At 67.7% G+C, this 12,104-nt stretch carries 13 protein-coding genes; 2 read left to right on the forward strand and 11 right to left on the reverse strand.

The genetic code is table 11. From position 1 onward, the window contains the following. The first annotated feature begins 52 nt into the window (after positions 1-52). Positions 53-1,069: a GspE/PulE/PilB domain-containing protein gene (locus KY501_RS36450; protein ID WP_224368485.1), complete on the forward strand. Its 1,017-nt coding sequence runs from the start codon at positions 53-55 to the stop codon at positions 1,067-1,069. A gap of 10 nt (positions 1,070-1,079) precedes the next feature. Here KY501_RS36450 and KY501_RS36455 read toward each other — a convergent pair whose 3' ends face one another. The 8 genes from KY501_RS36455 to rpmH all read right to left on the reverse strand — a co-directional run bounded on the left by KY501_RS36455 (position 1,080) and on the right by rpmH (position 6,794). Continuing rightward, positions 1,080-1,688 carry a Uma2 family endonuclease gene (locus KY501_RS36455; protein ID WP_224368486.1) on the reverse strand — a complete coding sequence of 203 codons (609 nt, stop codon included), beginning with the start codon at positions 1,686-1,688 and terminating at the stop codon, positions 1,080-1,082. 81 nt (positions 1,689-1,769) lie between these two features. Further along, positions 1,770-3,101, reverse strand: a complete 1,332-nt coding sequence (gene mnmE, locus KY501_RS36460) for a tRNA uridine-5-carboxymethylaminomethyl(34) synthesis GTPase MnmE (RefSeq protein WP_224368487.1) — start codon at positions 3,099-3,101, stop codon at positions 1,770-1,772. After that, on the reverse strand, positions 3,098-3,325 hold the full coding sequence (locus KY501_RS36465) for a hypothetical protein (protein ID WP_224368488.1): 228 nt from the start codon (positions 3,323-3,325) through the stop codon (positions 3,098-3,100). Before KY501_RS36465 ends, mnmE begins: the two co-directional genes overlap by 4 nt. Before the next feature lie 30 nt (positions 3,326-3,355). Next, on the reverse strand, positions 3,356-4,153 hold the full coding sequence (locus KY501_RS36470) for a KH domain-containing protein (RefSeq protein ID WP_224368489.1): 798 nt from the start codon (positions 4,151-4,153) through the stop codon (positions 3,356-3,358). Then, positions 4,150-5,958, reverse strand: coding sequence for a membrane protein insertase YidC (gene yidC / locus KY501_RS36475; RefSeq protein WP_224368490.1), 1,809 nt, complete (start codon positions 5,956-5,958; stop codon positions 4,150-4,152). Before yidC ends, KY501_RS36470 begins: the two co-directional genes overlap by 4 nt. 48 nt (positions 5,959-6,006) lie before the next feature. Beyond that, positions 6,007-6,225, reverse strand: coding sequence for a membrane protein insertion efficiency factor YidD (gene yidD / locus KY501_RS36480; protein WP_224368491.1), 219 nt, complete (start codon positions 6,223-6,225; stop codon positions 6,007-6,009). After that, positions 6,222-6,620 carry a ribonuclease P protein component gene (rnpA, locus tag KY501_RS36485; protein WP_224368492.1) on the reverse strand — a complete coding sequence of 133 codons (399 nt, stop codon included), beginning with the start codon at positions 6,618-6,620 and terminating at the stop codon, positions 6,222-6,224. The genes yidD and rnpA overlap by 4 nt, the downstream gene beginning before the upstream one ends. A 15-nt stretch (positions 6,621-6,635) precedes the next feature. Beyond that, the gene (gene rpmH, locus KY501_RS36490) at positions 6,636-6,794 is read right to left on the reverse strand and encodes a 50S ribosomal protein L34 (RefSeq protein WP_044189417.1); all 159 of its coding nucleotides are present in this window, start codon (positions 6,792-6,794) and stop codon (positions 6,636-6,638) included. 368 nt (positions 6,795-7,162) lie between these two features. Between rpmH and dnaA the strand changes: the two genes are divergently transcribed. Further along, the gene (dnaA, locus tag KY501_RS36495; RefSeq protein ID WP_224368493.1) at positions 7,163-8,515 is read left to right on the forward strand and encodes a chromosomal replication initiator protein DnaA; all 1,353 of its coding nucleotides are present in this window, start codon (positions 7,163-7,165) and stop codon (positions 8,513-8,515) included. Between the two features lie 37 nt (positions 8,516-8,552). On the opposite strand, the gene KY501_RS36500 is transcribed toward dnaA, so the two are convergent. The 3 genes from KY501_RS36500 to KY501_RS36510 all read right to left on the reverse strand — a co-directional run bounded on the left by KY501_RS36500 (position 8,553) and on the right by KY501_RS36510 (position 11,994). Continuing rightward, a complete protein-coding gene (locus KY501_RS36500) occupies positions 8,553-9,518 on the reverse strand; it encodes a CBS domain-containing protein (RefSeq protein WP_224368494.1) in 966 nt (321 codons plus the stop codon). Positions 9,519-9,643: 125 nt separating this feature from the next. Further along, positions 9,644-10,162, reverse strand: coding sequence for a secretin and TonB N-terminal domain-containing protein (locus tag KY501_RS36505; protein WP_224368495.1), 519 nt, complete (start codon positions 10,160-10,162; stop codon positions 9,644-9,646). A gap of 368 nt (positions 10,163-10,530) precedes the next feature. Further along, the gene (locus tag KY501_RS36510; protein WP_224368496.1) at positions 10,531-11,994 is read right to left on the reverse strand and encodes a right-handed parallel beta-helix repeat-containing protein; all 1,464 of its coding nucleotides are present in this window, start codon (positions 11,992-11,994) and stop codon (positions 10,531-10,533) included. Positions 11,995-12,104 lie beyond the last annotated feature (110 nt).

Genomic DNA, 12,104 nt, shown 5'->3' on the forward strand with positions numbered 1-12,104 from the left:
CCAGGTTCCCCACCGTGGACCGCCTCTGGGGGGCGGCAGCGAGGTACGGACCATGAAGAAGCGACTGGGCGACATCCTTCTGGCGCGCGGAGTGGTTGACTCCTTGCAGCTCCAATCAGCGCTGGCGTTCCAGCGCCAGTGGGGCCTGCCGCTGGGCCAGGTGGTGGTGGACCAGGGCTTCGCGGGGGTCGAGCAGGTGTTCTCCGCGCTGGAGGAGCAGACGGGCATCCCCGCCGTGGATTTGGACTCGCACACGGTGGATCCGCGGCTGGCGAGGCTGGTGCCCCTGAAAGTCGCGGAGTCCTACCGGGTGGTGCCGCTGCGGCTGGAGGGCCCGCGAGACTCGGTGCTCGTGGTGGCCATCGCCGCGCCGGCGAGAATGGATGCGCTGGACGTGGTGAAGAGCGTGTCGGGCAAGGGCAGGGTGATTGCGCGGCTCGCCACGGATGCGGCGCTCCGCCGGGCGATTGGCCGGCTGTACCGCGGAGAGGTGCACGAGGTGCGCAGGCCCCAGGCGGCCCCGGCCCTCTCGCTGCCCGATGCCGATGAAGTGATGTGCTTCATGAACAACTGCATGATCGAGGACGTGGTCATCGAGCACGAGTTGCTCGAGGACGACGCGGCGACCCGGCCGCCCACGTTCGAGCAGGGTGGACTGCCCCTGCTCTCGCCCCTGGAGGTGGATTCGCCTCCGGCGCGGCTCATGCCGGTGGCCCCGGCGCTCCGGGTGGCTCGCGTCCTCGTCTATGGCTGGGGCTCGGAGGCCAGCGCGGGCCTGGTGCGAGTGCTGAACGCGGCAGGGATCGCCGCTCTGGTGGTGAGCGCCGCCGAGGTTAGCGCGGCGGGCGGCGACACCATCGTGGTGTCACCGCTGCCGTCCGTGGAGGCACTCGGTCACCGCGTGGATGCAAGGCTGCTGGTGGCAGGCAAGGCGCCGGAGCAGGAGCTGAAGCGCTCGCAGGCCGTGGGAGCGCTGGGTTTCCTGGCGGCGCCGGTAGATCCGGAGCTGCTGGTGCGCGCGGTGCGCCGGCTGCTGCGGCTGGGCAGCGAGCCGTACCTGCGCAACTGAGGCCTGAGGCCTACCGCGCCACCGCGAGAGCCCGTGGCGATTCCGTCGCCTCCAGGGGCAGCCAGAGCGAGCCGAGGTTCACGGTGACTTGCGGGAACGGCTCGGCGCGAACCAGGGCATCTCCCTCGTAGGAGGCGGCGAACAGCCAGCCGCGCTTGAGGCGCTGGAACACCTCGAGGGTGCGCGCCTCCGGATCAATGAACCACGCGTGGGACACGCCGTGCTGGGCATACAGCGGCAGCTTGCGCGTGCGATCCAGGGCAATGGTCGCCGGCGAGACGACCTCGCACACCCAATCGGGCGTGAGCGTGAGGAAGGGGGCGCTCGGATCGGGCGGAACCTCCACGCGCTCGCGGCGCCAACCGGCCAACTCCGGCACCATCACATCCCGGCCCAGGTGCAGCTCCGGCGCACGCAGGAAGCACCAGCGGCCCTGGTTGCTGCGGCGCTGTTCGAGTTGCTCCCGGAGTTCCACGCCCAGCATGAAGGCGGCGCGAGTCTGCGAGGCGAGGGGGCGAGGAGAGGCGACGAGTTCATCTTCGACGATCTCGCCCACCCACCCGAGGGGTAGCGCGTTGAGGACCGAGTACGTCGCCTGATCAATGCGGGTCTGCGTCACCGTTCTCTCCCGTGCGGCGGCTGAACGAGAACGCATGTTAAGGACCGGTCTGACATTGCCCGGCGGGCCCTGGGAAGTGGGCTATTTGCCGATGCAGAAGCGCTGGAAGATGGCGTCCAGGAGGGCCTCGGAAACGTGGGTGCCGGACATCTCTCCGAGCGCCTCGAGCGCCAGGCCAACCTCTCCTGAGACAACCTCCAGGGTGGAAACGTGGCTGGCCGCTTCGGCACGCGCCAGGGCCTCACAGGTACGGCGCAGCGCGTCGGCGTGGCGCTCCGACACGAGGGCCACGGCCGAGGGTGTTCCTCCGCCCCACAGGAGCGAGAGGATCGCCCTGCGCAGTGCCTCGATTCCCTCTCCCGTGAGCCCGCTCACCCGGAGCTGCTCCGGATCATCACCGAGAGCCGCGGCGCCCAGATCGCTCTTGCCAGCCACGCGCACCAGTCGCGTCGCACCGGCCTCGCGAGTCCAGGCCTCGGCCATCGCGCCAGTGGCCTCGGGAGGGAGCACGAGCACGGCCAAGTCCGCGCCGACGAGCGCCTCACGCGTCCGGGCAATGCCGAGCGCCTCGACACGTCCGGCCGCCTCTCGCAGGCCCGCGGTGTCCAGCAGCGTGAGGGACAGGCCCTCCCACTCGACGCGTGCCTCCAGCACATCGCGCGTGGTGCCGGGCTCGTCGTCCACGAGGGCCCGTGCCTCGCCCACCAGCTTGTTGAACAAGGTGGACTTGCCCGCGTTCACCGGCCCGTAGAGCACCACCCGCGCGCCCCGGCGCACGAGCCGCCCTCGCCCTGCCTCATCCAGGAGCTCCTGGCCCTGGACTCGCAACGCCGCCACCCGGGCGCCCATGTCCGCATCGGCGCCCTCTGCCTCATCCGGAAAGTTGAGCACGCCCTCCAGGTCCGCATGGAGCGCGCGCAGCGGGTCCTCCAACGCTCGCACGCGCTGGGATAGGGCGCCGGACAGCCCTGCTGCTGCTGCCCGCACCGCCGCCTCCGAGTCCGCCGCCACCAGATCCGCCACGGCCTCAGCGCGGGTCAGATCGACGCGTCCGTTCAGGAAGGCGCGGCGGGTGAACTCTCCGGGCCCGGCCGGGCGCACACGCTCGTCCTCCAGCACGCGCCCGAGCAGCAACCGCAACAACCGAGGGCTCCCGTGCGCCTGGAGCTCCACCACGTCCTCGCCCGTGAAGGAGGCGGGCGCGCGAAAGTAGAGGAAGAGACCCTCATCGAGTGTCCGGCCCGCGGCATCTACGAACCCGGCGAGGTACGCATGGCGGGGCGTGGGCTCGGCCGGAACGCTCGGAGCCAGCTTGCGGCCCACCTCGAGAGCCGCGGGGCCCGACAGCCGAAGGATTCCCACAGCGCCCGCGGCAGGCGCCGTGGCCAGGGCCACGATGGTGGCGTGGCTCACCGGGCGCCAGGAGCCGGACTGGAGCCGCGAGCCGCCTTCTCCACGGCCTCACGGTTCTCCTCGATGTACTTCTCCACCGCGGCGTCCTCCAGCTCGAGGTCTCGGAGCACGCCCGGGTACACGAAGCGGAAGGCCGGAGAGTCCTCGTCGCCGCGCAGTCGGAAACTCATCTTCAGCACCGCCGCGCCGAACAGCTTGTCCTTGAGAGACTTCGCCTTGCCCATATCCTCTCCTGAGGGCCGAGCGATGCTGGCTCAGCCCTCGAAGTCGTCCTCGTCATCTTCCGGCAACAGGAGCTTCCGAGGCAGCGGCGCCGGCTTCTCCGGGGTGAACACCACCCGTCGGCACCGGCCCTCGCCCTCGCCCGCCACCGTCACACCCGCCACTCCCTCCACTGCTTTCAGGACGCGCGCCCGATCTTCAACCTTCATGGCGGCGATCGCGTAGAAGCGACCCAGCGTGGCTGCCTTGCTGGCAAGCTGGCGAGCTGCCTCCTTCAGCACCGGATCCTCGCTCACCTCCACGGAGCGCTCATCGGCCTCCGTGCGGCGGGCCGGCGGTGCGGCCGCGGGAGCAGGCGCAGACCGAACAGCCTTCACGGGCGCGGGGGCAGGCGCGGGAGCAGGGGCCTGGACCTTCGGAGGCGCAGGCGGGCGCGGAGCAGGCGCGGCGGCAGCGGACCCATTCGCACCCGCCGGAGCAGGCACGGGGGCCTGGGGCTCCTTGCGCGGCCGGGGCTCGGGGAACACGCCCGCTCCCAGCAGCACCCACCGCCGCTCCACACCGGGCCGGTGCAGCATCTTGTTCAGGAGGAACTGGAGCGAATCCACCACCTGGCTGCGCTTGCCGTTCTCCACTCCCGGCGGCAGGCCCGCCTCGAAGTGGAGCGCCACGGCGAGGCTGCCATCCGAGGCATCCTGGAACTCCAGCCGCGCCGGGTAGCCCATCAGCCCGAGGATGTCGGTGAGGAGCCGCTCGACCCGGGCCCGCGTCGTGCCTGCCGAGTTCGAGTTCGTCAGCGACTGCTGCTGCTGTAGGGCCTGCTCGGTCACTTGCGCTTGCCTCCCACGGCTTCCTGCACCGCGACCCCGCGCTTCAGCTTCTGCCGATCCAGCCACTTCCTCAACCCGTACTGCTGGGCGATCGACAGAAGGTTGTTGGTGAAGATGTAGAGCGACAGGCCCGCTGGATAATTGAGCAAGGTGAGCGTGAAGATGATGGGCATGACCCAGATCATGATGCGCGCCTGGGCCGCATCCATCATCTGCGGCTGCATCTTCTGGGTGATGACCATGGACACGCCCAGGGCCAGGGGCAGCAGGTAGGTGGGATCCTTGTACGTCAGGTCCCTCCACACCGGGCCGAGGAAGGGCTCCCAGTAGATATCGAAGCTGTTGCGCAGCGAGGTGAACAGGGCGATCCACACCGGCATCTGCACCAGCATGGGCAGGCATCCGCCGAGCGGATTCACCTTGGCCTGCTGGTACAGCTTCATCACCTCCATGTTCATCTTCTCGCGGTCATCCGCGTACTTCTTCTTGAGCTCCTCCATCTTCGGCTGGAGTTCCTTCACGGCCTCCATGCCGACCATGGACTTGTAGGTGAGCGGCAGCAGCACGAGCTTCACCAGCACCGTGAGCAGGATGATGGCCACGCCCCAGTTGCCGGTGATGGCGTGGAACTTCTTCATGAAGAACAGGAGCACCTTGCAGATGAGCTCCCACATGCCGAAGTCCACCGTCTTCTCCAGCGTGGGGTGCCACGTCGCCGCCGCCACGCCCGCGCCGCGCAGCACGTCCGAGCCCGGCAACGGTTTGAGCAGATCCGGATCCTTCGGGCCGAACCAGCCGCCGAAGCGCAGCGTCACCGTCTCGCCCGGGCCCACGCTGAGCGGGAAGCCCGCCGTCACCTGGCGCACCGTGGGCGTGGCCGTCAGCACGCAGTGGCCCTGCCGAGGCCCCTCCAGCGGGTACAGCATGGACAGGAAGTACTGCTGGTCGATGCCGAAGAAGTGCACCGGCCCCTGTGTGTCCTGAGGCGGATCCTCGTTGGGCACCAGCTTGTGCAGGTCCTCGCCCACGTGGCACGCCGCGCGGCTCTGGTTGCCCACGCCGCCGAAGAAGGACGGCGCGTGCTCGAAGTTGGGATCGATGGCCCGGTTGTGGTGCAGCTGCAGCTCGCCCGAGATGGCCTGCGAGGACGTGTTCTTCACCTGCACCGTGTACGCGAGCTCGAAGCCCGACTGCGGCCACTGCAGCGTCTTCGTCACCTCCCACGGCCCGCGGCGCGCGGTGAAGGCGACGCTGTTCTCGTCCGTCTCGGCCACCGCCCAGCGCGTGTTGGCCGGCAGCGGCGTGGCGCCCTCGATGGACAATGACAGCGGCAGCGGCTGGCCCGGCACCGGCCGCACCAGGTTCATCTGCGGCGGCGGCGGCAGCTCCGCGCCGAACAGCTTCTTGTAGCCCTCCAGGATGGTGAGCGTCTGCTGCTCGCGCATCTTCGGGCCCTGCAGCTGCGCCGAGGTGAAGCCCGCGCCCTCGCTGGAGAAGGTGTACGAGGCCTCGGCGCGCTTGCGCTCCACCGTGCGCACCGATTGCTCCTGCTGCTCCGGCGGCGGCGTGCCGGGAGCCGTCACCTCGGGCGTGCTGCCCGGCTGAGGAGGCGGCGGCGCCGTGGCCACCGTGCCCGCGTCCACGCTGACGCCCGCATCCGCACTCGCCGTGGCGGGCGGCTGCTGAGCCGGGGCCAGCACGAGCATGTAGAAGGTGACTGCCGCGAACGACAGGCCCAGCGCCATGAGCAGGCGCTTCTGCGAGTCGTTCGAGTCGGGTCCAAGAGGATCGTCAGGAAGGTTCATAGAGTCCCCTCTCGCGCGGGAGAGGGCTGGACAGGGCGGCCTGGGCGCTCAAGGCACCGGATCGAGGCCGCCGGGGTGGAAGGGGTGACACCGCGACAGGCGCCGCACGGTGAGCCAGGCGCCCTTGAGGCCGCCGTGCTTCTCCAGCGCCTGCAGCGCATACGTGGAGCACGAGGGATGGAACCGGCACACCTTCGGTAGCAGCGGCCCGATGAACCGCCGGTAGAAGCGGATGGGCAGAGCAAGGAGGAAGGCGAGCGGACTCATGAAGAAGCCCCTCCGGGTGCCGCGGGAGGCAGGCGTTGCAGCTTGCGGGTAACACCATCAAAGGCCCGCGCCATTTCGGCGAAGGACACTTCCTTCGCCGAGGAGCGCACCACCAACACCACGTCCAGGCCGGCGGGCCATTGCCCGCGCCGCTTGCGGAACAGCTCACGCAGCAGGCGCCGCAGGCGTACCCGCACCACCGCGTTGCCCACCTTGCTGGACACGGTGAGGCCCAGCCGGGTGTACGACCGGCCGTTGCGCTTCACCAAAGCGAGCAGGCAGTCGGAGGGCAACTTCTGCCCACCCTCCTGGACCTGGAGGAACTCGTGACGGCGCAACAGGCGCAGGGCCTTGGGAAAGGCTTCACCCTGGACGGCCGCCCCCGCGCCCCGCACGCGTTGGCCCTCGACCTACTTCTTGGGAGCGGACACCACGAGCCTCTTGCGGCCCTTGGCCCGACGACGCTTGAGAACCTCACGGCCCGCGCGCGTGCTGTTGCGCTTGCGGAACCCGTGCGTGCGATTGCGCTTCACCTTCGACGGCTGATACGTGCGCTTGGCCTTGGCCATGGCTGGACTCCTGAAACTCCGGCGACGCCCCTGATCCGGCGCGGCCCAGTGAAAAGGCGGCGCTCGTAACCCGTTCTCCCACCCAAGTCAACGTTCACCAGCATTTCCGCCTGCCCGCCCGATCAGCCCCGGCCTTTTTTGCACCTCCCACACCCTCAGTGAATAAGGGGTAGGCGCCCCCAAGACCTGGGGGGTCGGGGGTCTGCCACCACAATCCTGTCACGACGGCATGGCCGTTGCCGATCAGGATCGTCACAAGAAACCATCGGACTTCCGGTGCTTTGACGCGGGACCTTGATCGTACACTGTGCGTTTGTTAGCACGGTCGGCCCCTCGGCCCTGGCCGATTTTGCATACCCGAGACACGTGTGAGTGCCCTCGCAGAAGCTCTGAGTACACCGCCAAGTGCTGGAATTATCTGGGCCCGGACGCTGGATACCATCCGCCAGGAGGGAAAGACGTATGCGCTGACGTGGCTGGAGCGGATGCGGGCCCTGGAGGTGCGCGAGGGTGCGCTGGTGCTGGGCGTTCCCGATCGCTTCTTCCGGGATTGGGTGGATGACCACTACCGCTCGTTGTTGGAGAGCACGCTCGCCCGGGTAGGGGACGGGTTGGCCAAAGTCGCTTACGAGGTGGTGGAGGAGAGCGCGGCTGCGGTGAACCTACAGCCCACACCGACAGTCAAGGTGAACGTGGCCCGTCCGCCCCGGCTGAACGTGCGGTTCACGTTTGCGACGTTCGTGGTGTCGGATTCGAACCAGTTGCCGGCGGCGGCGGCCTCCGCGGTGGCCGACAAGCCGGGCCACAACTACAACCCCCTCTATATCTATGGAGGCACGGGGCTGGGCAAGACGCACCTGTTGCACGCGGTGGGCAACCACATCTGGGAGAAGGACCCGTCGCAGCGCGTGGTGTACCTGTCGAGCGAGCAGTTCACCAACGAATATGTGGAGAGCGTGCGCGAGCACCGCATGGCGGACTTCCGGCGGAAGTTCCGCGAGGAGTGCGACGTGCTGCTCATCGACGACATCCAGTTCCTGGGCAAGCGCGAGGAGACTCAGAAGGAGTTCTTCTACACGTTCAACACGCTGTACGAGTTGAACAAGGCCATCGTGCTCACCAGCGACACGCTGCCCTCGGAGATACCAGGGTTGGAGGAGCGGCTGCGCAGCCGGTTCACGATGGGGCTCATCACGGACATCCGCGAGCCGAACTACGAGACGCGCGTGGCCATTCTGCAGAAGAAGGCGGAGGCCGAGCGGCTCACGTTGCCGGATGACGTGGCGCACTTCATCGCGAAGCACATCCAGAAGAACGTTCGCGAGTTGGAAGGAGCGCTGGTGAAGTTGTCGGCGATCCACAGCCTGTCCCGGCAGCCGGTGACGGTGGAGTTCGCTTCGCAAGTGTTGAAGGACATCCTCCCGGCCAACCGCGTGGTGGATGTGGAAGTGATTCAGCGCGAGGTGGCGCGGTACTACAAGGTGACGGTCGAGGCGCTGAAGGAGGACCGTCGCCACAAGGCGTTGGCCCATGCGCGCCAGGTGGCCATGTACCTGTGCCGCAAGCTGACGAAGAGCTCGTTCCCGGAGATCGCCTCGCGGTTCAACAAGGACCACTCGACGGTCATCTCTTCGGTGCGCAAGGTGGAGGGATCCCGTGAGACGGACCCCACCGTGAAACGCGAGCTCGATGAGCTCGAGGAGAAGCTGGGCGGCGGGTGATCCGCCCAGCCCGAAGTCCTCGCTTCAATTCATCGCCTCAGTGAGTCATCGGCTGCGAGGGCTCGGAGATGGCCTCCAGTGTGCGGCCGGCCTCGTGCTCGCTCGCCGCCGTGGAGATGTCTCCCAGCGACAGGATGCCCACCAGTTGCTTGTTCCGGTCCACCACCAGCAACCGGCGGATCTGCTCCTCGCGCATCCGCTCCGCCGCCGCCCTCACGTCCTCATCCGCGTAGATCCACTCCACCTCGTCCGTCATCACTCGCGACACGGGCGTGGTGTTCGGGTCCATCCCCTGTGACACTGCTCGCACCACGATGTCCCGGTCCGTGATGATCCCCTGCAACCGCTCCCCATCGCATACCGGGAGCGGCCCCACGTTCAACGTGCGCATCTTCTCCGCCACGTCCCTCAGCGTGTCGTCGGGGTGCACCACCTCCACCTCCCGCGTCATCACCTCGTCGACGTGCCGACCTGTCAGCCATCGCTCTGTGTCCGCTGTGGAGAAGGCCTCCGGTGTCTCCCAGAGTGTCCGCAAATCCTTCGGCAGCTGGCCCAACACGTCCAGGGCCTCGCCCTCCGTGATGTGCTCGCGCACCGTCGCCAGCACCGCGCAGGTGATGCGCTCTGCCTCGTTCACGTCAACGCCGAGATCCTCGGACACCATCCCGAGCAGCTCCGCCTTCCCGAACTTCCGGTATGGATGGCCCTGGTGCCGCTCGCAGCGCTCCAGCAACGCCACCACCTTCCTCGGCAGCTGCGCCTCCATGTGCCGCGCCTCGTCGCTCATCAACCGCTGCTCCATCACGCACAGCACCGACTGGATCGCCTGCTCCGCCAGCTTCCGCTCCAACCCTTTCGCCTCCAAGTCCCTCAGGAAGAAGGCATAGGTCTGCGCCGCCCTCGACTCGCTGCGCTGCGCTCGGATCTCCGGCGTGATGATGCGACGCGGGCTACGTGCCTCCACACCGCCAGCCTGGGTGTTCTCCTCTCGCTGTGTCGCCATGATCGTCCTCCTGTGAGTTCCCTCCTTTGACGTGGCCACCGCCACCCCTGGAGGCACCCAAGCAAGGACAGAGGGCTCTGGAGCCTTCCGAAAGACGTGACGAACCACAGAGCGCTCGCGCGCCCCTAAGGCAGTGCCACAGGCGCGATGTCCGTGACGATCAACGTATTCGTCCGCGCATCCACGCTCGCCGTACCTCGCGGCGAAAGCTGCGCCTGCACCTGCGGCAGCAGATCCGCCGCCCGCGCGTAACTCACCGGGATGAAGTACGTCTGCAGGGGAGCTGCCACCTCGCGCGCCGCCTTCAGCTTCGCCCGAGCCTCCGCCTCCTCGGTCAGCTGCTTCATCGACGCCACCCGCAGCACGTTGCCCTTCAACTCCTGCCCCAACCCCTGCGAGGAGAGCACCGTGTCGAGCGCCTGCCGCCACGGCACATCCCTCAGCCGCAACGTCACCTTGCCCTGCACCTCGTCCGACACCACCAGGTTCAACCCACCCTTGTCCGCCAGCATCCTCAACACGTCATGGATGTCCGCGCGGACCACATCCATCGTGATGCGCTTGGACTCGGCACGAGGCGCCTCCGCCAGCGCCCACGTAGACCACAGCACCCCCGCAACGAGGACGACTCGGACAACGCTCATGGGTTCCTCCTGGGATGGAAGCCCCAAGGATAACGGCACCCCCTGCCTCGCATCCGCTCACCCCAGCCCTTCGGGCTTGGGAGATGTTTCCCTCGGAACCCTGCGGATTCAGGGCGAACCCACCCCGACTTCTGTCCTGCGCTCCGCTCCTACCTCGCGAGTTGTGGCCGATCGGAAAATGCCGAGGTCTTTTTTTTCAGAACGGGCACTCCGAGAGGAATTCGCCCGTGAAAGTGAAAAGCAGCAACCCACGGTGGGTCGCAACCCAGGCATCGGATTCCCCGACACCGATGCCTGGACTTCCCGTGGTCTCAAAGCAGCCGTGATGCTTTTTCGGCCCCCGAAGAGCATCACGGCTGCTGACTTTTTCAGCTACAGGATTCCAGGAACCCCAGGTCCAACCCCGTGCCGCACGTCTGGCCCGACAGCAGCGGCGGCGACGGAATGGTCAGCGGCAGGGCCACGTCCCGCGCCGGCGAACCAGGCTGCGTGTAGAAGTCATTGTTCCGCGGGTCGCTGACGAAGAGCGGATCCGCCACGATGCTCGAGCCGTCCTGCTGCGTCGCCGAGCGCCACCCGCTCAGGTTCGTCGAGCGCCCATCCACGCGGAAGACCTGGTCCGTGCCCGACTGGTAGGCCAGGTTGCGGTTCGACTTGAAGCCCACCGTGGTGGCGAGGGCCACGTCGATGGCGCGCGGCGAGGTGGAGATGACGTTGTTGTAGAGCTCGGTGTTCTCGGGCGGGCCGTTCTCGCCTTCCGCCACCCGGATGGCGCTCACGGGGATGTTGAAGAACGTGTTGTGGTGCACGCGCACGCGACGGCTGGTGCCCACGTTCAGGCCCTCGCCCTTGCCACCACCGGAGGTGGTGTTGTCGAAGAACAGATTGCGGCGGATGATCACGTCCGTCACCGGCTCGCTCAGGATTTGAGTCCCGCCGATGGCCAGCCCGCGGCCGTTGTTCCACAGGCGGTTGCCCTCCACGAGGATGCGGCGCGCCGAGCAGTGGACGACCATCGCGTCCCCCTGCGGCGCCGTGGGCACGGGCCGGTAGCCGTAGAACTTGTTGCCCCGCACCGTGACTCGATCGCACGTCTTGATGTCCACCGCGTTCTCATGGTCCTCGTGGAAGCGGTTGTTCTCCACGGTGACGTCGATGGGCAGCGCCGTGCCCGAGGCCGTGTCCGTCCCCTGGCACTGGAATGCGTCTCCGCCGTTGCCCCAGGACTCATTGCCCTGGATCAGGATGCGTGCGGTGTCCGGCAGCACCAGCAAACCGTGGCTGTCATTCGAGCCAAAGGTGTAGTCGTGCACCTTGTTCTGCAGGAAGCCGATGTCCGTGGCGCCGTTGTGGAACACCACCGCCGCCGGGCCCGTGCCGCCTGAAACCTCCGTACCGCGGACTACCACGGAGTGCGCTCCGTCGAAGCGCACTCCGTACGTCTGCGAGCCCGCCGTCTGGATGTCGAAGCCAGAGATGACCCAGTAGCTGCGCGTGATGCGGATCATCGCGCCGCTCTTCGAGTCTCCGCCGCGAATCACGGGCCGCGACTCGTTGGGCGCTCCCAGCAACTGGATGGGCGCGCTGGCCGTGCCATCGTTCGAGCTGATCACCACTCGCTCGGAGTAGGTACCGGCATGCACGTAGGCTGCCTCTCCGGCACGCAGGCGAGTGGCCGCGTAGTTGATTGTTCGCCAGGGGCTGGCGGCCGTCCCTGCATTTCCATCACTGCCCGTCACGGCCACATGGAAGATGCGTGTGGGGGCGAGTTCGGCGAAGGCCAGGTTCGGCCGATTCTGCGCGCCGATGCCGTCATCCGAGGCGTGAGCCACTGCTCCAGAGAGAGCAACCCACAGACCCACGACCGGCAGCCAGCAGAAGGAGGGACGAGAACCGCAGGGGGAAGGGACACGTCGAAAGTGGGAATAGTTCATCGACGCCC

It is taken from the genome of Hyalangium versicolor (assembly GCF_020103695.1).
In the GTDB taxonomy this organism is placed as follows: domain Bacteria; phylum Myxococcota; class Myxococcia; order Myxococcales; family Myxococcaceae; genus Hyalangium; species Hyalangium versicolor.